This is a genomic window from Mycobacterium xenopi (assembly GCF_009936235.1).
In the GTDB taxonomy this organism is placed as follows: Bacteria; Actinomycetota; Actinomycetes; order Mycobacteriales; family Mycobacteriaceae; genus Mycobacterium; species Mycobacterium xenopi.
The window spans coordinates 2216261-2235982 of sequence record NZ_AP022314.1 but is presented as its reverse complement, the minus strand read 5'-3'; the positions used below and the strand labels follow the sequence as shown (position 1 = coordinate 2235982).

The 19722-nt window shown below is 68.3% G+C and carries 20 protein-coding genes; 11 read left to right on the top strand and 9 right to left on the bottom strand.

Annotation, left to right across the window (positions count from 1 at the left end; all coding sequences use genetic code 11):
• Positions 1 to 147 precede the first annotated feature (147 nt).
• Positions 148 to 420 (bottom strand): hypothetical protein, encoded by a 273-nt coding sequence (locus MYXE_RS10360; RefSeq protein ID WP_003918750.1) that lies wholly within the window; start codon positions 418 to 420, stop codon positions 148 to 150.
• A gap of 150 nt (positions 421 to 570) precedes the next feature.
• On the opposite strand from MYXE_RS10360, the gene MYXE_RS10355 reads away from it, so the two are divergent.
• Positions 571 to 1794: a DEDD exonuclease domain-containing protein gene (locus MYXE_RS10355; protein ID WP_232061783.1), complete on the top strand. Its 1224-nt coding sequence runs from the start codon at positions 571 to 573 to the stop codon at positions 1792 to 1794.
• A 530-nt stretch (positions 1795 to 2324) separates the two neighbouring features.
• Here the strand turns inward: MYXE_RS10355 and trpD are convergent.
• Positions 2325 to 3407 (bottom strand): anthranilate phosphoribosyltransferase, encoded by a 1083-nt coding sequence (gene trpD / locus MYXE_RS24435; RefSeq protein ID WP_003918752.1) that lies wholly within the window; start codon positions 3405 to 3407, stop codon positions 2325 to 2327.
• Between the two features lie 111 nt (positions 3408 to 3518).
• Between trpD and ctaE the strand changes: the two genes are divergently transcribed.
• Genes ctaE through qcrB form a run of 4 tightly spaced genes read left to right on the top strand, consistent with a single transcriptional unit; the run spans position 3519 to position 7808 of the window.
• Positions 3519 to 4130, top strand: coding sequence for an aa3-type cytochrome oxidase subunit III (ctaE, locus tag MYXE_RS10345; RefSeq protein ID WP_003918753.1), 612 nt, complete (start codon positions 3519 to 3521; stop codon positions 4128 to 4130).
• A complete protein-coding gene (gene qcrC / locus MYXE_RS10340) occupies positions 4127 to 4969 on the top strand; it encodes a cytochrome bc1 complex diheme cytochrome c subunit (RefSeq protein WP_081485225.1) in 843 nt (280 codons plus the stop codon). The genes ctaE and qcrC overlap by 4 nt, the downstream gene beginning before the upstream one ends.
• On the top strand, positions 4966 to 6159 hold the full coding sequence (gene qcrA / locus MYXE_RS10335; protein WP_039889383.1) for a cytochrome bc1 complex Rieske iron-sulfur subunit: 1194 nt from the start codon (positions 4966 to 4968) through the stop codon (positions 6157 to 6159). Before qcrC ends, qcrA begins: the two co-directional genes overlap by 4 nt.
• Positions 6156 to 7808: a cytochrome bc1 complex cytochrome b subunit gene (gene qcrB / locus MYXE_RS10330; protein WP_003918756.1), complete on the top strand. Its 1653-nt coding sequence runs from the start codon at positions 6156 to 6158 to the stop codon at positions 7806 to 7808. The genes qcrA and qcrB overlap by 4 nt, the downstream gene beginning before the upstream one ends.
• 58 nt (positions 7809 to 7866) lie before the next feature.
• Here qcrB and MYXE_RS10325 read toward each other — a convergent pair whose 3' ends face one another.
• The 4 genes from MYXE_RS10325 to ctaC all read right to left on the bottom strand — a co-directional run bounded on the left by MYXE_RS10325 (position 7867) and on the right by ctaC (position 11081).
• Complete coding sequence (locus MYXE_RS10325; RefSeq protein ID WP_085194444.1) at positions 7867 to 8508, bottom strand: DUF2561 family protein; 642 nt, start codon at positions 8506 to 8508, stop codon at positions 7867 to 7869.
• Positions 8508 to 9398, bottom strand: coding sequence for an MmpS family transport accessory protein (locus MYXE_RS10320; RefSeq protein ID WP_112649950.1), 891 nt, complete (start codon positions 9396 to 9398; stop codon positions 8508 to 8510). The genes MYXE_RS10325 and MYXE_RS10320 overlap by 1 nt, the downstream gene beginning before the upstream one ends.
• Before the next feature lie 177 nt (positions 9399 to 9575).
• On the bottom strand, positions 9576 to 9995 hold the full coding sequence (locus tag MYXE_RS10315; RefSeq protein WP_003918759.1) for a cytochrome c oxidase subunit 4: 420 nt from the start codon (positions 9993 to 9995) through the stop codon (positions 9576 to 9578).
• Between the two features lie 9 nt (positions 9996 to 10004).
• Complete coding sequence (gene ctaC, locus MYXE_RS10310; RefSeq protein ID WP_232061782.1) at positions 10005 to 11081, bottom strand: aa3-type cytochrome oxidase subunit II; 1077 nt, start codon at positions 11079 to 11081, stop codon at positions 10005 to 10007.
• Between the two features lie 180 nt (positions 11082 to 11261).
• Between ctaC and asnB the strand changes: the two genes are divergently transcribed.
• Positions 11262 to 13184: an asparagine synthase (glutamine-hydrolyzing) gene (gene asnB / locus MYXE_RS10305; RefSeq protein ID WP_003918761.1), complete on the top strand. Its 1923-nt coding sequence runs from the start codon at positions 11262 to 11264 to the stop codon at positions 13182 to 13184.
• Between the two features lie 67 nt (positions 13185 to 13251).
• Here the strand turns inward: asnB and MYXE_RS10300 are convergent, their stop codons facing one another.
• Entirely contained in the window at positions 13252 to 14226 is a 975-nt protein-coding gene (locus tag MYXE_RS10300; protein WP_085195821.1) for a carbohydrate kinase family protein, read from the bottom strand.
• A 171-nt stretch (positions 14227 to 14397) separates the two neighbouring features.
• On the opposite strand from MYXE_RS10300, the gene MYXE_RS10295 reads away from it, so the two are divergent.
• Entirely contained in the window at positions 14398 to 15030 is a 633-nt protein-coding gene (locus MYXE_RS10295) for an Rv0361 family membrane protein (RefSeq protein ID WP_003918763.1), read from the top strand.
• A gap of 13 nt (positions 15031 to 15043) precedes the next feature.
• On the opposite strand, the gene MYXE_RS10290 is transcribed toward MYXE_RS10295, so the two are convergent.
• Together MYXE_RS10290 and MYXE_RS10285 are read right to left on the bottom strand one after the other, a co-directional pair.
• The gene (locus MYXE_RS10290; RefSeq protein WP_003918764.1) at positions 15044 to 15400 is read right to left on the bottom strand and encodes a HesB/IscA family protein; all 357 of its coding nucleotides are present in this window, start codon (positions 15398 to 15400) and stop codon (positions 15044 to 15046) included.
• A gap of 69 nt (positions 15401 to 15469) precedes the next feature.
• Positions 15470 to 16546 carry a glycerate kinase family protein gene (locus tag MYXE_RS10285; RefSeq protein ID WP_003918765.1) on the bottom strand — a complete coding sequence of 359 codons (1077 nt, stop codon included), beginning with the start codon at positions 16544 to 16546 and terminating at the stop codon, positions 15470 to 15472.
• 157 nt (positions 16547 to 16703) lie between these two features.
• Here MYXE_RS10285 and MYXE_RS10280 point away from each other — a divergent pair, with 157 nt between their 5' ends.
• The 4 genes from MYXE_RS10280 to MYXE_RS10265 are packed head-to-tail and all read left to right on the top strand — an operon-like array spanning position 16704 to position 19717.
• Positions 16704 to 17372: a DUF3043 domain-containing protein gene (locus tag MYXE_RS10280; protein ID WP_085195823.1), complete on the top strand. Its 669-nt coding sequence runs from the start codon at positions 16704 to 16706 to the stop codon at positions 17370 to 17372.
• A 28-nt stretch (positions 17373 to 17400) separates the two neighbouring features.
• Positions 17401 to 17937 (top strand): bifunctional adenosylcobinamide kinase/adenosylcobinamide-phosphate guanylyltransferase, encoded by a 537-nt coding sequence (locus MYXE_RS10275; protein WP_003918767.1) that lies wholly within the window; start codon positions 17401 to 17403, stop codon positions 17935 to 17937.
• Complete coding sequence (gene cobT / locus MYXE_RS10270) at positions 17934 to 18995, top strand: nicotinate-nucleotide--dimethylbenzimidazole phosphoribosyltransferase (RefSeq protein ID WP_085195825.1); 1062 nt, start codon at positions 17934 to 17936, stop codon at positions 18993 to 18995. The genes MYXE_RS10275 and cobT overlap by 4 nt, the downstream gene beginning before the upstream one ends.
• Positions 18992 to 19717 carry an adenosylcobinamide-GDP ribazoletransferase gene (locus tag MYXE_RS10265; protein ID WP_003918769.1) on the top strand — a complete coding sequence of 242 codons (726 nt, stop codon included), beginning with the start codon at positions 18992 to 18994 and terminating at the stop codon, positions 19715 to 19717. Before cobT ends, MYXE_RS10265 begins: the two co-directional genes overlap by 4 nt.
• Positions 19718 to 19722 lie beyond the last annotated feature (5 nt).

The window sequence follows — 19722 nt, the reverse complement described above, 5'->3', positions numbered from 1 at the left end:
ACCGCATGTACCCCAGCGTCTACCGTCGAGCCCCGACCCCAAAATTTCGCATCCTTTAACCCGTCGACGAGAACGTCGAGTCTGCTTTAGGTCTCAGACAGGTTACGAAATGGTATAGGCATTGGCCAACAACGGAACATTAAGAAATCAGCAAGATTTCGGACCCTCGTCGCGGCGGCCCCCGAAGTCCCGCTGAACCGGCACCAACCGCAGCCTGGGTGCCAGGCCGGCGTCGGCGAGCACCTCCAACGCGGCGCGCTCGTCGGCGAGCAGCGTTTCCGGCACACCCAACAACACGCTGACGACGCAGTCGCGGCATCCGCGGCCGCGGACCGCGCACGCGTCGCAGTCGATGACGACCGGTCCGGACTGTTCCGGTGGCGCGCTGGTTATGTGGCTGATTCTGCTGGTTTGGGCCATGACAGTCGGTCCTTTCGAGTCTGTGCGCCCGCGGCTACCTGCACGCTAAACGCGGGCACCGACATTTCTTGGTGACGAGCGGGCCGCGGTGGCGGCGGTGCCGGCGCGGGAACCGGTAAACGTCGGTGCCGGTGCCTAACGTGCGCAACTGTGGGTGCCACGCAGCTGAGCTTCGCCGAGCTGGATCCGGCCGCCGAGGTGCCGTTGCGCGAGACAACGTTCGTCGTGGTCGACCTGGAGACCACGGGGGGACGTGCGACCGGTGCCGCGGAGACAGCGGCCGACGCGATCACCGAGATCGGAGCGGTGAAGGTCCGCGGTGGCGCGGTGCTGGGCGAGTTCGCCACGCTGGTCGACCCGCAGCGCGACATCCCGCCGCAGATCGTGCGGCTCACCGGCATCACCACGGCCATGGTGTGCGACGCGCCCACGATCGGCGCGGTGCTGCCGATGTTTTTCGACTTCGCCCGCGGCGCGGTGCTGGTGGCCCACAATGCCCGCTTCGACCTGGCGTTCCTGCGTGCCGCCGCCGAGCGCTTACACATCCCCTGGCCGCGGCCGCCGGTGCTGTGCACGGTGGGGCTGGCGCGCCGGGTGCTCAGCCGCGAGGAAGCACCCAGCGTGCAGCTTGCCGCGCTGGCGCGGCTGTTCGCCGTCGCCAGCCAGCCCACGCACCGCGCCCTCGCCGACGCCCGCGCCACCGTCGAGGTGTTGCATGCGCTGCTCGAGCGGGTCGGCAACCAGGGTGTGCACACCTACGCCGACCTGCGCGCGTATCTGCCCGGCCTCACCCCGGCTCAACGCAGCAAACGCACCCTCGCCGAGGATTTGCCGCACCGGCCCGGGGTCTACCTGTTTCGGGCACCTTCCGGCGAGGTCCTCTACGTTGGCACGGCAATCGACTTGCGCCGCAGGGTGATTCAGTACTTCAACGGCGCGGACCGGCGTGCACGGACCAGGGAGCTGGTCGCGCTGGCCGGCCGCATCGACCATGTCGAGTGCGCGCACGCGCTGGAAGCCGGCGTGCGTGAGCTGCGGCTGCTGGCCGCGCATGCCCCGCCCTACAACCGCCGCTCACGGTTCCCGCACCGCTGGTGGTGGGTGGTATTGACCGACGAGGCGTTCCCGCGGCTGTCGGTGGTGCGGGCCCCCGCGACGACCGCGCGGTGGGCCCGTTTCGGTCCCGCGCCGACGCCGCCGACACCGCCGCCCTGCTGGCACGGTTCACCGGGATCCGCACCTGCACCCGCCGCCTCGCGCGCTCCGCGCGGCACGGACCGGCCTGCCCGCGGCGTGAGGTGTCGCCGTGCCCGGCCGGCCGCGACATCACTGCCGAGCAGTACGCCCCGGCGGCCCGTCGCGCCGCCGACCTGATCGACGGCTCGGACAACAGCGCGCTGGCCGCGGCCGTCGAACAGGTCGCCGCACTGGCCGAGCGGCGTCGCTACGAAAGCGCCGCGAGGCTGCGCGACCGCACCGCCACCGCGATCGACGCACTGTGGCGCGGCCAGCGCCTGCGGGCGCTGGCCGCGCTGCCGGAGCTGGTGGCCGCCGCGCCCGACGGGCGCGGCGGCTGGCAGCTCGCCGTGATCCGCCATGGCCAACTCGCTGCGGCGGGCTGCGCTGCCCGCGGGGTGCCGCCGATGCCGGTCGTCGAGGCCATCCGGGCCGGCGCCCAGGCGATCGTGCCGACCGCTGCACCGTTGGGCGGCGCGCTGGTCGAGGAAACGGCACTGATAGCGCGCTGGCTGGCGGCACCGGGCGTGCGCGTCGTGTGCTGCCACGGCGCCGACGACGCGGCGGGCTGGGCCTCGCCGCTGCGGTCGGCCGGACCGTGGGCGGCGTGGGCGGCGGCCGCCCGCTCGGCGCGGGCGGCGGCCGAACAGGCCGTAAACGACTGGCAGTCAAACGGTTTGACTGAACCGCACCCACCGCGCGAGAAGCTGTTCGGCCGCGCCGCTGTCGATCGCCGCGGCGGCGCGGGCCAGCCCGTCCTCCCACGCCGGCAGCCATTCGGCGCGGCTGGATAGCCCGGCGTGGGCGACGATCGCGCCGGCGGCATTGAGTACGACGGCGTCGCGCACCGGCCCTTGGGCCCCGGCCAGCACCGAACGCGCCTCGGCCGCGTTCGCTGCCGCGTCGCCGCCCAGCAAGTCCCCCAACTCGGCACGGGCGAACCCGAAGCCGGCCGGATCGAACGTCAACTTGTCCACGGTGCCCGCTTGAACCCGCCAGATGGTGCTGGTCGTGGTGGTGGTCAACTCGTCGAGCCCGTCATCGCCGTGCACCACCAACACGCTGGAGCGGCGAGCGGCGAACACCGTCGCCATCACCTCGGCCAGATCCGCGAACGCGCAGCCGATCAGACCCGCCCGCGGCTGACCCGGATTCGTCAGCGGCCCAAGCAGATTGAACACCGTCGGCACCCCGACCTCGCGTCTCACCGCCGAGGCGTACCGGTACGACGGGTGAAACGTCGGCGCGAAGCAGAACCCGATACCGACGTCGGCTACACTGCGCGCCACCTCGTCGGGACCCAGATCGATGCGCACCCCGAGCGCCTCCAGCGTGTCGGCGCCGCCGGCCAGCGACGACGCCGCCCGGTTGCCGTGTTTGACCACCGGCACGCCGGCGGCCGCCACCACGATCGCCGCCATCGTCGACAGGTTGACGGTGCTGACCCCGTCACCGCCGGTACCGACCACGTCGACCGCGTCGGCGCCGACACCGGCCGGCAGCCGGCGCGCGTGGCGCAGCATGACGTCGGCCAGCTCGCCCACCTCGGCGGGGGTCGGCAGCTTCATCGTCAGCGCCACCCCGAAAGCCGCGATCTGCGCGGGGGTCGCGGCGCCGGTCATGATCTGTTCCATCGCCCAGGCGGCCTGGCCGCGGGTGAGGTCGTGCCCGACGGTCAACCGGCCCAGCACCTGCGGCCATGACGAACCGCCTGGCTCACCGGATGGCGGCGGTTGATGTGACACGGCCACGCGCCGATCGTCCCACGAACGGCGCTTGTCGCCGAACGGCCAGCGCGACCCGCCCGGTCAAATGCCGCCCCGGGTGGAGATCATCAACTACAAAGCGTCATACTTGCGGATGTGACCAGCGCTGTGGGGACCTCGGGAACTGCGATCACTTCGCGTGTGCATTCGCTGAACCGGCCCAACATGGTTAGCGTCGGCACCATTGTCTGGCTCTCCAGCGAGCTGATGTTCTTTGCCGGGCTGTTCGCGATGTATTTCACCGCGCGAGCCCAGGCCGGCGGCAACTGGCCGCCTCACCCCACCCACCTGAACCTCTACCAGGCGGTGCCGGTCACCCTGGTGCTGATCGCGTCGTCGTTCACCTGCCAGATGGGCGTATTCGCCGCCGAGCGCGGCGACGTGTTCGGCCTGCGCCGCTGGTATGTGGTCACGTTCTTGATGGGTCTGTTCTTCGTGCTCGGCCAGGGCTACGAGTACTACCACCTGAGCAGTCACGGCACCACGATCCCGGGCAGCGCCTACGGCAGCGTGTTCTACCTGGCCACCGGCTTCCACGGATTGCACGTGATCGGCGGGCTGATCGCCTTCATCTTCCTGCTCGCCCGCACCGCGATGAGCAAGTTCACGCCCGCGCAGGCCACCGCCGGGATCGTCGTTTCCTATTACTGGCATTTCGTCGACATCGTGTGGATCGCGCTGTTCACCACGATCTACTTCATCCGATGAGCAGGCGCCCGACGAACAGGAGTGCTCGGTTGAAAACAAACCGCTCACGGCGACGTCTTCGCCGCCGCTTGTCAGGCGGGCTGCTGCTGGTGGCAGCGTTGGCGCTGGCCGGCGGGCTGGCCGCGGTTTTGACACCCAAACCGCAGGTGGCGGTCGCCGACGAGTCCTCGTCGGCGCTTTTGCGCACGGGTAAGCAGCTATTCGACACGTCGTGTGTGACCTGCCACGGCGCCAACCTGCAGGGCGTGCCCGGTCGCGGGCCCAGCTTGATCGGCGTCGGTGAGGCAGCCGTGTACTTCCAGGTCTCCACCGGCCGGATGCCCGCCGTGCGTGGTGAAGCCCAGGCGCCACGCAAAGACCCGATCTTCGACGAGGCGCAGATCGAGGCGCTGGGCGCCTATGTGCAAGCCAACGGTGGCGGCCCCACCCTGGTACGCGAGCCGGACGGAAGCCTCGCTCAAAAATCATTGCGCGGCAAGGATTTAGGCCGTGGCGGTGATCTGTTTCGGCTGAACTGCGCGTCGTGCCACAACTTCACCGGCAAGGGCGGGGCACTGTCGTCGGGTAAGTACGCGCCCGACTTGGGGCCGGCCAACGAGCAGCAAATCCTTGCCGCGATGCTGTCCGGGCCGCAGAACATGCCGAAGTTCTCCGACCGGCAGCTGTCGCTCGACGCGAAGAAAGACATCATCGCCTACGTCAAGACCGTCACCGAAGAGCGCCAGCCCGGCGGCTACGGTCTGGGCGGCTTCGGTCCTGCCCCCGAGGGCATGGCGATGTGGATCATCGGGATGGTCGCCGTCATCGGCGTAGCACTGTGGATTGGGGCGCGATCATGACCGACATCGGAGATCAGGCCCGCACCGACGCGGACCGGCACCAAGAGCCCGACGAGGCGGCTCTGGCGGCGATGTCGCGCGAAGAACTCGTCGCGCTGGGCGGCCGGTTGGACGGCGTGGAAACCGTTTACAAGCAACCACGCTGGCCGGTGCAGGGCACCCGGGCCGAAAAACGCGCGGAACGCCAAGTGGCACTGTGGCTTTTGGCGGGCGGTTTCTTCGGCCTGGCGCTGCTGCTGGTGTTTTTGTTTTGGCCCTGGGAGTACAAGCCCAAGGAAGCCAGCGGCAGCTTCCTCTACTCGCTGACCACGCCGCTTTACGGTCTGACGTTCGGGCTTTCCATCATGTCGATCGCGGTCGGCGCGGTGCTGTTTCAGAAAAAGTTCATCCCCGAAGAGATTTCGATTCAGGAGCGCCACGACAACCGCTCCCCCGAAATCCACCGCAAGACGGTGGCGGCCAACCTGACCGATGCGCTCGAAAGCTCAACGCTGCGACGCCGCAAGATGATTGGGCTCTCACTGGGCATCGGTCTTGGCGCGTTCGGGGTGGGCACGCTGGTGGCGTTTGTCGGCGGTCTCATCAAAAACCCGTGGAAACCGGTGGTGCAGACCGCGCAAGGCAAGAAGGCGGTGCTGTGGACGTCGGGCTGGACTCCCCGATATCCGGGTGAAACGATCTACCTGGCCCGCGCCACCGGCCGACACGCCGGCCCGCCGTTTGTCAAGATGCGCCCGGAAGACATTGACGCCGGCGGCATGGAAACGGTCTTTCCGTGGCGGGAATCCGACGGTGACGGCACCACCCCGGAATCACACGAAAAGCTGTTGGCCATCACGATGGGCGTCCGCAATCCGGTGATGCTCATCCGCATCCGGCCAACTGACATGCCCAAGGTCGTCAAGCGCAAGGGCCAGGAGAGCTTCAACTTCGGCGAGTTTTTCGCGTTCACCAAGGTGTGCTCGCATTTGGGTTGCCCCTCTTCGCTTTACGAGCAGCAGTCCTATCGCATCCTGTGCCCGTGCCACCAGTCGCAGTTCAACGCGCTGGAGTACGCCAAACCCATATTCGGTCCGGCTGCGCGCGCACTGGCGCAGCTGCCCATCACTATCGACACCAACGGGTATTTCGTCGCCAACGGCGATTTCATCGAGCCCGTGGGACCGGCCTTCTGGGAGCGCACAACATGAGCCCGAAACTCGATATCGGCCGCATCCTGGCCCGGCAAGCCGACGACATCGACACGCGTTATCACCCGTCGGCGGCGCTGCGCCGCCAGCTCAACAAGGTGTTCCCGACACACTGGTCGTTTCTGCTCGGCGAGATCGCGCTGTATTCCTTCATCGTGTTGCTGATCACCGGCGTCTATCTGACGTTGTTCTTCGACCCGTCGATGACAGAAGTCACCTACAACGGTGTCTACCAACCGTTGCGCGGGGTGGCGATGTCACGGGCCTACGAATCGGCGCTCGACATCTCCTTCGAAGTCCGCGGCGGGCTGTTCGTCCGCCAGATCCACCACTGGGCGGCGCTGATGTTCGCCGCGGCGATCATGGTGCACCTGGCCCGCATCTTCTTCACCGGCGCGTTTCGCCGGCCCCGCGAGACGAACTGGATCATCGGCTCGCTGCTGTTGATCTTGGCCATGTTCGAGGGTTACTTCGGCTATTCGCTGCCCGACGACCTGCTCTCCGGTATCGGGCTGCGCGCGGCGCTGTCGTCGATCACCCTGGGCATGCCGGTGATCGGAACCTGGTTGCACTGGGCGCTGATGGGCGGTGACTTCCCGGGCGACATCCTGATTCCGCGGCTCTACGCCATTCATATCCTGCTCTTCCCGGGCATCATCCTGGCGCTGATCGCACTACACCTGGCGTTGGTGTGGTTCCAGAAGCACACCCAGTTCCCCGGGCCTGGCCGCACCGAAGACAACGTCGTGGGCGTGCGGGTGATGCCGGTGTTCGCGGTCAAGTCCGGGGCGTTCTTCGCGCTGGTGACCGCGGTCCTCGGCCTGATGGGAGGGCTGTTGCAGATCAACCCGATCTGGAACCTAGGCCCCTACAAGCCATCTCAGGTGTCGGCGGGTTCGCAGCCCGACTTTTACATGATGTGGACCGAAGGCCTGGCCCGCATCTGGCCGCCGTGGGAGTTCTACTTCTGGCACCACACCATCCCGGCCCCGGTGTGGGTGGCGCTGATCATGGGCCTGATTTTCGTGCTGCTGATCATCTACCCGTTCCTGGAGAAGCGGTTCAGCGGCGACTACGCGCACCACAACCTGTTGCAGCGGCCCCGCGATGTCCCGGTGCGCACCTCGGTGGGGGCGATGGCGATCGCGTTCTACATGGTGCTCACGCTGAGCGCGATGAACGACATCATCGCGTGGAAGTTCCACATCTCACTGAACGCGACGACATGGATCGGTCGCATCGGCATGGTGGTGTTGCCGCCGGTCGTCTACTTCGTCACCTACCGGTGGTGCCTCGGGCTGCAGCGCAGCGACCGGGCGGTGCTCGAACACGGCATCGAGACCGGCATCATCAAGCGGTTGCCGCACGGCGCCTACATCGAGTTGCACCAGCCGCTGGGTCCGGTCGACGAGCACGGCCACCCGATCCCGCTGGAATACCAGGGCGCACCGGTGCCCAACAAGATGAACAAACTCGGGTCGGCGGGGTCGCCGGGGTCAGGCAGCTTCTTGTTCGCCGACCCGCCGTCGGAAGACGCGGCACTGCGCGAGGCGGCCCACGCCGCCGAGCAGCGAGCGCTCACCGCGCTGCGGGAGCGCCAAGAGGGCGGCAACGGTTCCCCCAACGGCGAACGCGGGGGTCAGCACTAGCCCGATGCGGGCCCGGCGACGGTCGGGCCGCCCCGCGCACTCGTCACACCCTGGTGAGTCACACCCTGGTGAGGAGTCGACGCAGTCGTCGCACACGTTGCCAGGAGATTAGCGGCAGAGTCGCCGTGACGATTCCGGCGATGCCGTAGGCCGTCCAGGACGGGCCGTAGCGACCGATGGCCATCAGATACGTCGCTGCCGCGACCGCGATCAGGGCCACGCCCATCGTGGCCGCCAAAGCGAGCGTGCCGCGTAACCAGATCCGGTCCATCTCCGCACCCGACACGCCCGCCGCAGCCAACGAGGTGAGCCGCTCGGTGCGCGCCTCCTCGGCGATGGTTCGCGGCGCGACGTAGCCCGGCCTGCCCGGGCGCCGGACCGCTTCCCGAACCCGAGGGCCCGTGGTCGGCCGACCGGCCGGATGGACGTAGCCGGTGCGACGGGCTCGCAGCAACGCCGGGATCGCGGCCACGATCACCAGCGCGGACACGATGATGACGGCGTAGAGCACCGCCGGGGTGTGCTGGCTGGCTGTTCGCTGGAAACCCCGACCCAGGTCGACCAACGCGACCACCGCGGCCACGCTCACGCCGACCACCGCCAACCACACCGCGACGCATACGCCGAGCAGAATTCGGTCGGTGGTGACCGGTGAGACGGTGCCCCAGCGTTGCCGGTCCCCGGGATCGTCGACGCCCATCAGCAACTCGTCTGCGGCGCGTCGCTGTTGTTGGCCGACAGCACGGTTCCGTCGCTGGTGGTGATCGAGCAGTTGAGCTTGCTCAGCCGCAGCAGGCTAGACGCCTCCACCGAGCCGACCTCCGACTGCGAGATCGGTGTGAGGGTCAGCGTCCACGGGATGTAGACGTTGCGCTGAGTGCGCCGCTGCCCGGACGCGTCGATGTAGGTCACGGTGATGATGTCGAAGGGCGCCTTGGTGCCGGTCACCGAATAGGTGACCTGCCGCGGGCCGGCCGGTGTCGTGGTTGGCGGTGGGGCACCGGCCGAGGGTGCCGCTGGCGGCGCCGAAGTCGCTGGCGGCGGTGGTGCCTCAGCCGCCGGCGGCGGGGGCGGCGGGGGCGGCGGCGGCGCGGTGGTCGTCACCGTCACCGTTTCCCTGGGCGGCGGCGGGGGCGGCAGTGCGGGCGGCGGGGTGGTGGCGATGATCTCGTCCTGCATCGGCGGGGTCGACGTCGGCGCCGTGCTCGGGGTGGCCAGCTTGGTGGTGCCAGTGCGGGCAAACAGCAGTGACACCGAGACCACCAGGGCGATCGCGGCCACGATCGCGGCGACACCGACCACCCACGGCCAGCGGGGAGGGCGGCCCTGGTCTTGCGCGGCCGGCTCGTCGTAGCTGTCGTAGTCGTAGAGCCCCAGGTCGACCGGCACATAGGGGCCGCTGGTGAAGTGCTCAGACTCGGGCGCCGAGTACGCCTGCGAATAGAATTCGGTCGCGCTGGTCTGCTCGGAATCGTCCTCCTGCCCCCCGTCCTCGGCGTCGGGCCCGCTGTCGGCGTCGAGTTCCTCGCTGGGCGCGCGGCCGGGGTCCAGTTCGTCAGATTCCGGTCCAGGGGGATTCGGCCCACTCATGTTTGCCTGTCCTGTTCGACTACATCACCAACGCGCGCGGCACTGTGGCTGCGCGCGCTCAAACATTTTCCATTGTGCTTCGGCAGCAACCCTACCCAACCCGGCTGGGCGGGACGGCCATGGCGAATCGGCCGCAGTGCGACTGGTGCCCTGATTGTGACCTTTTGGCCACGTCAATCAGTGTTTCTCGGGGCCGAGGTAGTACTCGAAGACCAGTCCGGCCGCCGAGCTGAGCACGAACGCCACCCCGGCAACGATCAACCATGGCAACCATAGGGCGATGCCGACCGCGGCCACCGAGCCCGACAAGGCGACCAGCACCGGCCACCAGCTGTGCGGGCTGAAGAAGCCCAGTTCGCCTGCCCCGTCGCTGATCTCAGCGCCTTCGTAATCCTCGGGACGGGTGTCGAGCCGACGGGCGACGAACCGGAAGAAGGTGGCCACGATCAACGCCATGCCGCCGGTCAGCGCCAGCGCGGTGGTGCCGGCCCACTCGACGCCGCCGGTGGCGAACAGCTGGGTCAACACGCCGTAGAGCACAGCGGTGACGATGAAAAACGCGGCGACGAACTCGAACAGCCTGGCTTCGATGTGCATGGGTGTGTCCTACTTACTCGCTTGCGGTGCCAATTCCCCGCGGCGGGTGTCGAAGGGGTGCGTGGTAACCGCGGTGGGTGGCTGGTTGATCGCCTGCAGCGCCTCGGCGTTCGTCTTCCCTTCGCGGCGCTTCTCAAGATAGAACTTGAAGTCGTTGGGCTGCACCACCCGGACTTCGAAGTTCATCATCGAGTGGTAGGTACCGCACATCTCGGCGCAGCGGCCCACAAACGCACCGGTTTTCGTAATCTCGGCGACCTGGAATCGGTTCACCGAATTGTTGGCCGCAGGATTGGGCATCACGTCACGCTTGAACAAGAACTCTGGCACCCAAAACGCATGTACCACATCGGCTGAAGCCAATTGAAACTCGATGCGCTTGCCGGCCGGCAACACCAGCACCGGGATCTCGGTGCTGGTGCCTAACGTCTCGACCTTGTCGAAGTTGAGGTAGGTGCGGTCTTCGGTGTTGAGCCCACGGATCGGGCCGACCAGTTCCTCGCCGTGCTTGTCTTTTCCTTCCGGCTTGGACACCATCGCCTGCTTGCGGGCCGGGTCGGCGCCGTCGTACACGTACGTGCCGTCCTTGAAGCGGACCTTCTGGTAGCCGAACTTCCAGTTCCACTGGAACGACGTGACGTCGACGACGACCTCCGGATCGGATGCCAGGTGAATCATCTTCTCCTGGACCACCACCGTGAAATAGAACAGCACCGAGATGATCAGGAACGGTATGACGGTCAGCACCAGCTCAAGCGGCAAGTTGTAGCCGAACTGGCGGGGCAGGTCGGTGTCGGTCTTCTTCTTGCGGTGAAACGCGGACGCCCAAAAGATCAGGCCCCACACGATCACGCCGACAACCAGCGAGGCGATCACCGCGCCGATCCACAGTTGCCGGTTGACGTCGGCTTCCGGGGTGATGCCCCGCGGCCAGCCCAGGGCCAGAGCTTCTGACCAGCTGCATCCGCTGAGGCTCACGGCCAGCGCGCTCAGCGTGCTGGCCAGCACCAGCAGGCGACCCCCGCGGGCCAGCGCCGGGCGAACGCCGCCAAAGCCACGCACACGACGGGGCCCGCAAGGTGTCACGTTTGCGCCTCCTGTGTCACAAGCTGGGCCAGCAGCGCTGGGCTGACCCGCCGCAGCAGTCGAATACTACGCAGCGTAGACCACGCATCGAAACCAAGCCGAGCTACCCGGGCCTTCTGGCCAGCGGCGTCAGCCAGGCACGACGCCGACGGCCGTCGCGTTGCGGCATACTGGGGCGCCGTGTGTGGACTGCTGGCGTTCGTGGGTGCCGCTGCCCACGACGCTGCCGACGCCGTGGCCGACGCGTCGCAGTTGATGCGCCATCGCGGTCCCGACGAGCCCGGCACCTGGGCCGACGACAATGTCGTGTTCGGGTTCAACCGGCTGTCCATCATCGACATCGCGCACTCACATCAGCCGCTGCGGTGGGGGCCACCCGAAACGCCGGACCGGTATGTGCTGGTGTTCAACGGAGAGATCTACAACTACCTGGAGCTACGCTCCGAACTCGCCGCCAGCCACGGCGCCGTATTTGCCACCGACGGTGACGGTGAAGCCATCATCGCCGCCTACCACCACTGGGGTGTGGACGCGCTGGCCCGGTTGCGGGGTATGTTCGCGTTCGCCCTCTGGGACACTGTCGCTGGCGAATTGTTCTGCGCCCGTGATCCTTTCGGCATCAAACCGCTGTTCATCGCGGCCGGAAGCGGTGGCATCGCGGTGGCTAGCGAGAAGAAGTGCCTGCTGGAGCTTGCGTCGCTGATCGGATTCGACACCGGCATCGACCAGCGGGCCGTGCAGCACTACACGGTCCTGCAGTACGTGCCCGAACCCGAGACCTTGACCCGCGGGGTGCGCCGCCTGGAATCCGGCTGCTACGCCCGCATCCGTCCCGGCGACCGCGAACCGGACGTCGTCCGCTATTTCGTGCCGCGATTTGCCGCCGAACCCATTACCCGCGACACCGAGCGGGCCCGCTACGACGAGATCACCGCGGTCCTGGAGGACTCGGTCGCCAAGCACATGCGCGCCGATGTCACCGTCGGCGCGTTCCTGTCGGGCGGCATCGATTCCACGGCGATCGCCGCACTGGCCATCCGCCACAATCCGCGGCTGATCACCTTCACCACCGGGTTCGAGCGTGAGGGCTTCTCCGAGATCGACGTCGCGGTGGCGTCTGCCGAAGCGATCGGCGCGCGACACGTCGCCAAGGTGGTCAGTCCTGGCGAGTTCGTCGCCGCATTACCCGAGATCGTCTGGTATCTCGACGAACCGGTCGCCGACCCCGCGCTGGTACCGCTGTTCTTCGTCGCCCGCGAGGCCCGCAAACACGTCAAAGTGGTGCTCTCCGGCGAGGGCGCCGACGAGTTGTTCGGCGGGTACACGATCTACCGGGAACCGTTGTCGCTCAAGCCTTTCGAATATCTGCCCGCACGGCTGCGGCGCTCGATGGGCAAGGTGTCCAAACCGCTGCCGGAGGGCATGCGCGGCAAGAGCTTGCTGCACCGCGGATCGTTGACGCTCGAGGAGCGCTACTACGGCAACGCCCGCAGCTTCTCCGACGCGCAGCTGCAAGCCGTGCTGCCCGGTTTCCGTCCCGAGTGGACGCACACCGACGTGACGGCGCCGGTGTACGCGCACTCCGTGGGCTGGGATCCGGTGGCGCGCATGCAGCACATCGATTTGTTCACCTGGCTCCGGGGCGACATCTTGGTCAAGGCCGACAAGATGACGATGGCCAACTCGTTGGAGCTGCGGGTGCCTTTTTTGGACCCTGAGGTATTCGCGGTGGCTTCCCGCTTGCCGGTGGAGGCCAAGATCACCCGCACCACCACCAAATATGCGTTGCGACGCGCGCTGCAGCCGATCGTGCCGGCCCATGTGCTCAACCGGCCGAAGCTGGGTTTTCCCGTGCCGATCCGGCATTGGCTGCGCGCCGGGGAGCTGCTGGAGTGGGCCTACGACCTGGTGAACTCGTCGCAGGCCGGCCAACTGATCGACATCGGTGCCGTGCGCCGCATGCTCGACGAACACCGCTGCGGCACAAGCGATCACAGTCGCCGCCTGTGGACGGTGCTGATCTTCATGCTGTGGCATGCGATCTTCGTCGAGCACACGGTGGTGCCGCAGATCAAAGAACCGCACTACCCGGTGCAGCTCTAACCGCGAGCAGACGCAGAATCGCACCACACGGGCCTTGCCCGTGCGATTCTGCGTCTGCTCGCGCCACCTAAGTGAGCGCGGCGGCGATCTCTCGGGCCGCCGCGTCGCCGTAGGCGTCGGCCAACCGTGCCACGGCGACCTCGCGGTCCCACTCCCATTCCTGCGTGCCGGTGGACTCCAGCACCAGCACAGCGACCAGCGAGCCCAACTGCGCCGAACGTTCCAGGCCCAACCCGGCGCTTCGGCCGGTGAGGAACCCGGCCCGGAACGCATCACCGACCCCGGTCGGGTCGACCTGCCTGGTTTCCGGTACCACGTCGACGTGGATCACCGTGCCGTCGGGGTCGACCAGGTCCACCCCCTTGGCGCCGAGTGTGGTGACCCGCAACCCGACCTGCGCCATCACGTCGGCTTCCGACCAGCCGGTCTTGGACAGCAGCAGGTCCCATTCGTAGTCGTTGGTGAACAGGTAGGTGGCGCCGTTGATCAGCCTACGGATCTCCTCGCCGGTCAGCCGTGCCAGCTGCTGGGACGGGTCGGCAGCGAATGCCAGCCCGAGCTTGCGGCACTCCTCGGTGTGCAAGAACATCGCTTCCGGGTCGTTGGCGCCGATGATGACCAACTCAGGCGTGCCGATCGCGGCCACCACGTCGGCTAGCGAGATCTCGCGCGCCTGCGACATGGCCCCCGGGTAGAACGACGCGATCTGGGCCATCTCGAGGTCGGTGGTGCAGACAAACCGCGCGGTGTGTGCCGTCGTCGATATCAGCACGTGGTCGCAGTTGACGCCGTGGGCTTCCAGCCAGTCGCGGTAGTCGGCGAAGTCCGCGCCGGCCGCACCGATCAGCGCGACGTCGCCGCCGAGCACACCGATGGCGTAGGCCATGTTTCCGCCCACCCCGCCGCGGTGGATCACCAGGTCGTCGACCAGAAAGCTCAGCGACACTTTCTGGAGATGCTCGGCCAGCAGCTGCTCGGAAAACCGGCCCGGAAACCGCATCAAATGGTCGGTTGCAATCGAACCGGTCACCGCGATCGTCACGAAAACTCCACCCTTCGTTCGTAAGCTCGTCTAGCTAAGCTTACTTAGGCTAGCCGCCGCCTTGGGGTCCCGGCCAGTGACCGGTCGTGCGCTAGCCTGCCAAAGGGACTCACCGGAACCCGAACGCTGCGGGCGGCGCTTGCCGTCCCCGTCACGACGGTAGGAGCATCGATGGCCGGTCCGAACCATGGCGTCGGCGCCGACGGACCGCCTCACACCGAACCCCACCCCAGTCAGCCGATTCCCCGGCAACCGGCCTACGCCGGACCGTCAGCCGCCTACCCAGGCGGGTTGCCACCGCCGGTGCCGTACCCGAAGCGCCGCCGCCGGCGCCTCATCGTCGGCGCGGTGGCGGCGCTGGCGCTGATCGCCGCGATGACGGCCGCGATCGTGTATGGGACACGCGAGCAGCGCTCCGCCACCACCGTCGCCTTGTCCGATGCGACCGCCAAGACGGCGATCCAGGGGTATCTGGACGCGCTGGAAAACCGTGACATCGAAACCATCGCCCGCAACACCCTGTGCGGCATCTACGACGCGGTGCGGGACCGCCGCTCCGACCAGGCTCTGGCCAAGCTCAGCAGCGACGCGTTCCGCAAGCAGTTCGCGTCGGCTCAGGTCATTTCGATCGACAAGATCGTGTACTGGTCGAATTACCAGGCCCAGGTGCTGTTCACCATGCGGGTGCGGCCCGCGACCGGCGGACCCCCGCGCGACCAGGTGCAAGGCTTGGCGCAGTTGTTGTTCCAGCACGGCCAGGTGCTGGTGTGCTCGTATGTGTTGCGGACCGCCGGCACCTATTAGCCGGTCGACGGCTTTAGTTGAACGAGTCGCCGCACGCGCACGAACCAGTGGCGTTGGGGTTGTCGATCGTGAAGCCCTGTTTCTCGATGGTGTCGACGAAGTCGATCGAGGCGCCTTGCAGGTACGGGGCGCTCATCCGGTCCACGGTCAAGGTGACGCCACCGAACTCCGCGGTCAGGTCGCCGTCGAGGGTGCGGTCATCGAAGAACAGGTTGTAGCGCAGGCCCGCGCAGCCGCCCGGCTGAACCGCGATCCGCAGCGCCAGGTCGTCGCGTCCTTCCTGGTCCAGCAGTGACTTCGCCTTGGCGGCGGCGGCCTCGGTCAAGATCACGCCGTGGGTCTTGGCGCTCGACTCGCCCTGAACAGTCATTGCTTCTCCCTGTATGCACTAATCGCCCGATGGGCCGCTCGGGCCTGATGCCCGCTGCAGCCCGCTTAATCAAAGGTACCTTGTTGCGGCGCTATTCCCGAGTCGTGCCGCGGCTGCGCTGGCCAGGCCCATGAGCTGATTGGCCGCGTCGGCCAAAGCCAGCCGCACCGAACCCGCGTAATCGGCCATGGCCAACGCGCCCAAAATGCCCGCTGAGCGCAGTGCGTCACCGTCCACGCAGACCTGGCCGGCCAGCACCAGCAGCGGCACTTTTCTGGCGCGCGCGGCGGCGGCCAGCGCACCGATCACCTTGCCGTGCAGCGACTGCTCGTCGAACCGGCCCTCCCCGGTGATAACCAGGTCGGCGGCGGCGATGTCGTCGGCCAGATGGGTGTGCTCGGCGATGATGGCCGCACCGGATTCCCGCCGTCCGCCCAGCGCGAGCAGGGCGGCACCGATGCCGCCCGCAGCGCCTGCACCGGATTCGGCGCTGACCGGCCGGCCGGCGGCCGCGTCGAGTTGGCCAGCCCACTCCGCGAGGCGCTGGTCGAGTGCCGCCACGGTTGCCGGGTCGGCACCCTTCTGCGGCCCGAACACCCGCGCAGCACCCCACGGCCCCAACAACGGGTGGTCGACGTCGGTTGCGGCGATCAACTCGACATCCGCCAGCAGGCGCCTCCCCGCGGCCAGCCCGCCGAGTTCCTCGACGAGCCCGCGCCCGCCGTCGGTGCTGGCGCTGCCGCCAAGCCCGACCACGATCCGCGTCGCGCCGGCATCCAGAGCCGCCACGATGAGCTGGCCGACTCCCCTGCTGTGGGCCGACCACGCGGTCTGCGGGGTGGGCGGGCCGCCGAGCAGCGCCAGCCCGCACGCCTGCGCGCTTTCGAGGTAGGCGGTGGTTGTTGCGGCATCGAACACCCAGGCGGCATCGACGTGGGCGTCCAGCGGACCACGCACCCGCACCCGGCGCAGCTCCCCCACCCGGTCGGCCAGCACGTCGGCGAAGCCCGGGCCGCCGTCGGATTGCGGTGCGATGGTGACGTGATCGGCGGGACGGATCCGGCTCCACCCAGTGGCGATGGCCGCGGCGGCCTGCACGGCGGTCAGGGTGTCGCCGTAGCAGTCGGGGGCGATTAGTAGCCGCAAGGGCGGCACGTCGGTTTCGGCAGGCGCGCCGCCCCGGAAGCCGGCCCCGGAGCGACTCATTCAGCAAGCGTATGGCCGGGCGCGCGGCGGCGCATGACGGCCGATCCGGCTCAGTCCGGCTCAACAGTTCAGGCACCCGCGAAGTAACCTGGCCACTGTGAAGCTGGGCCGTAAGAAAGACAACGGTGCCACACCGGCCGACGCCGAGTCGGCGGTGGCCAGCGATGTCGCACCCCCGACGCCCGGCCGGTCCCGGACCACCGCACCCAAGGGACGGCCCACGCCCAAACGCGACACCGCGCGTCGGCGCGGCCCGGTCGCGCCCGCCCCGTTGACCGCCGCGGAAGCCCGAGCCCGCCGCAAAGCGTTGGCCGGCCCGAAGCTCAGCCGCGAGGAACGCCGGGCGGACAAGGCGGCGCGGCGGGCTCAGATGGTAGAGCGGCGGGAACGGATGATGGCCGGTGAGGAAGCGTATCTGCTGCCCCGCGACCGGGGTCCGGTGCGCCGATTCGTCCGCGACGTGGTGGATGCCCGCCGCAACGCGCTGGGCTTGTTCATGCCGGCCACCCTGGGCCTGCTGTTCATCATGCTCGCCGTCCCGCAGCTGCAGGTCTACATGTCGCCGGCGATGATGGTCCTGGTCGTGATCATGGCGATCGACGGGATCCTGTTGGGCCGCAAGGTTGCCAAGCGCGTCGACGAGAAGTTCCCGGACAATACCGAAAGCCGCTGGAAGCTCGGCTGGTACGCCTTTGGCCGGGCCTCGCAGCTGCGCCGGATGCGAGCACCCCGGCCTCAGGTCACCCACGGCAGCCGTGTTGTCTAGCAGTCCTCGGAAAGCGCGCTGACCTACCGTGCGGACCCTCGTGCTCGGCGGAATCAGGTCCGGCAAGTCCCGGTGGGCCGAGGCCGCCATCGCCGAGTCCGTGCCGCCCGACCAACCCGTGCGCTACTTGGCTACCGGCGGGGCCGGGGACGGCGACGAGGACTGGTCGCGCCGGGTAGCCGAGCACCGCAGCCGTCGACCCGCGCACTGGTCGACCGTCGAAACCGATGACATCGCAACGCATTTGCGCCAGTCGCCGGACATTCCGACGCTAGTCGACGATATCGGCGGCTGGCTCACCGCCACATTGGATCGCGAGCGTGCGTGGAACGCCGGATCAGTGGTGGTCGACGTTGAGGAAGTTGTCGCCGCGGTGCGCGTGTTCCGTGCGCCGCTGGTGCTGGTCACCTCGGAGGTCGGATTGAGCCTGGTGCCCACCACCGCATCCGGCCGCCGCTTCGTGGACGAGCTGGGTGCGCTCAACCAGCGGCTGGCCGCGCTGTGCGACCGGGTGGTGTTGCTGGTAGCCGGCCAGCCGGTGCCGATCAAGGTGGCGCCGCGATGACGTTCCCGGCGGTGCCGTCCCCGGACGCCGAGGCCGCCGCGGCCGCGCGGGCCCGGCAGGACACCCTGACCAAGCCGCCCGGCTCCCTGGGCCGCCTGGAAGACCTGTCGGTGTGGCTAGCGTCCTGCCAAAGTCGTTGTCCGCCAGAGCAATTCGAGCATGCGCGGGTGGTAGTGTTCGCTGGCGACCACGGTGTCTCAAAATGCGGCGTCTCGGCATACCCGCCCCAGGTGACCGCCCAGATGGTCGCCAACATCGATGCGGGCGGCGCGGCGATCAACGCGGTGGCGCAGATCGCCGGCGCGAGTGTGCGAGTCGCCGACCTGGCTGTCGACGCTGACCCGCTGTCGGAACGGATCGGCGCCCACAAGGTGCGCCGTGGCAGCGGCAACATCGCGGTGCAGGACGCGCTTTCCGACCAGGAGACCGCGGCGGCAATCGAGGCAGGACGCCGAATCGCCGACGAAGAGGTCGACGCCGGGGCCGATCTGCTCATCGCCGGTGACATGGGCATTGGAAATACCACTCCGGCAACGGTTTTGGTGGCTGCCCTGACCGACGCCGAGCCGGTTGCGGTGGTCGGCTACGGGACGGGAATCGACGACGCCGGTTGGGCGCGCAAAACGGCGGCGGTGCGTGATGCGCTGTTTCGGGCTCGGGCGGTCCTGGCCGACCCGATGGGGTTGCTGCGGTGTTGCGGTGGCGCGGATCTCGCGGCCATCGCCGGGTTTTGCGCGCAGGCCGCGGTGCGGCGCACACCGTTGTTGCTCGACGGGCTGGCGGTGACGGCCGCGGCTTTGGTGGCCGAGCGCCTGGCACCGGGTGCGCGGTTGTGGTGGCAGGCCGGTCACCGCTCCGCCGAACCGGCTCACGCGTTAGCCCTGGCGCAGCTCGGCCTGGACCCAATCCTGGACCTGCGGATGCGGCTCGGCGAGGGCACCGGCGCGGCGGTTGCGCTGCCGGTGCTGCGGGCCGCGGTGGCGGCGCTGTCGTCGATGGCCACGTTCTCCGCGGCCGGTGTAGCCACCGCCGCCGATGCTGTCGAAGGGATCTCGTGATTCGTTCTCTGGCAACGGCTTTCGCGTTTGAGACGGTCTTGCCCGGCGTGGGTGGGCGACCATTGGGCCGCGGTGCCATGACTGCGCTACCGGTGGTCGGCGCGGTGCTGGGCCTGCTGGCTGCGGCGGTGACCTGGGTTGGCTCGCTGGCGTTCGGTTCCGCCAGCCCGCTACCCGGGTTTCTCGCGGTGACCTGCCTGATGGCGGTGACGCGAGGTCTGCACATCGACGGCGTCGCCGACACCGCTGATGGGCTGGGCTGCTATGGGCCTGCGCCGCGGGCGCTTGAGGTGATGCGTGACGGGTCCACCGGGCCGTTCGGGGTGGCCGCCGTCGTGTTGGTGATTGCGCTGCAGGGCCTTGCCTTTTCGGTGTTGAGCCCGGCCGCGATCGTGGTCGCGGTTTGCGCCGGTCGGGTTGCCGCCGTGCTGGCCTGCCGCCGATCGGTGCCCGCTGCCGATGGCAGTACCCTGGGAGCCTCGGTCGCGGGAACCCAGCCGGCCGCGGCGGTGACGGCGTGGGTCGCGGTGCTGGTGGTGGCATCGCTGTGGGCAGGTTCGGCGCCTTGGCAGGGACCGGTCGCGGTGGTGGCCGCGCTGCTCTGTGGTGCCGGGCTGGTGGCGCACTGTGTGCACCGTTTCGGCGGAATCACCGGCGACGTCCTGGGCGCCGCGATCGAAGCGACTACCACGCTGACCGCGGTGCTGCTGGCCGCGGTTTAGGTCCG

What these genes read in the sequence shown, in the direction of transcription:
- MYXE_RS10360 (WP_003918750.1), bottom strand. Translation starts at nt 420, where the DNA reads ATGGCCCAAACCAGCAGAATCAGCCACATAACCAGCGCGCCACCGGAA.
- qcrC (WP_081485225.1), top strand. Translation starts at nt 4,127, where the DNA reads ATGAGCAGGCGCCCGACGAACAGGAGTGCTCGGTTGAAAACAAACCGC.
- qcrA (WP_039889383.1), top strand. Translation starts at nt 4,966, where the DNA reads ATGACCGACATCGGAGATCAGGCCCGCACCGACGCGGACCGGCACCAA.
- qcrB (WP_003918756.1), top strand. Translation starts at nt 6,156, where the DNA reads ATGAGCCCGAAACTCGATATCGGCCGCATCCTGGCCCGGCAAGCCGAC.
- MYXE_RS10325 (WP_085194444.1), bottom strand. Translation starts at nt 8,508, where the DNA reads ATGGGCGTCGACGATCCCGGGGACCGGCAACGCTGGGGCACCGTCTCA.
- MYXE_RS10320 (WP_112649950.1), bottom strand. Translation starts at nt 9,398, where the DNA reads ATGAGTGGGCCGAATCCCCCTGGACCGGAATCTGACGAACTGGACCCC.
- MYXE_RS10315 (WP_003918759.1), bottom strand. Translation starts at nt 9,995, where the DNA reads ATGCACATCGAAGCCAGGCTGTTCGAGTTCGTCGCCGCGTTTTTCATC.
- MYXE_RS10295 (WP_003918763.1), top strand. Translation starts at nt 14,398, where the DNA reads ATGGCCGGTCCGAACCATGGCGTCGGCGCCGACGGACCGCCTCACACC.
- MYXE_RS10290 (WP_003918764.1), bottom strand. Translation starts at nt 15,400, where the DNA reads ATGACTGTTCAGGGCGAGTCGAGCGCCAAGACCCACGGCGTGATCTTG.
- cobT (WP_085195825.1), top strand. Translation starts at nt 17,934, where the DNA reads ATGACGTTCCCGGCGGTGCCGTCCCCGGACGCCGAGGCCGCCGCGGCC.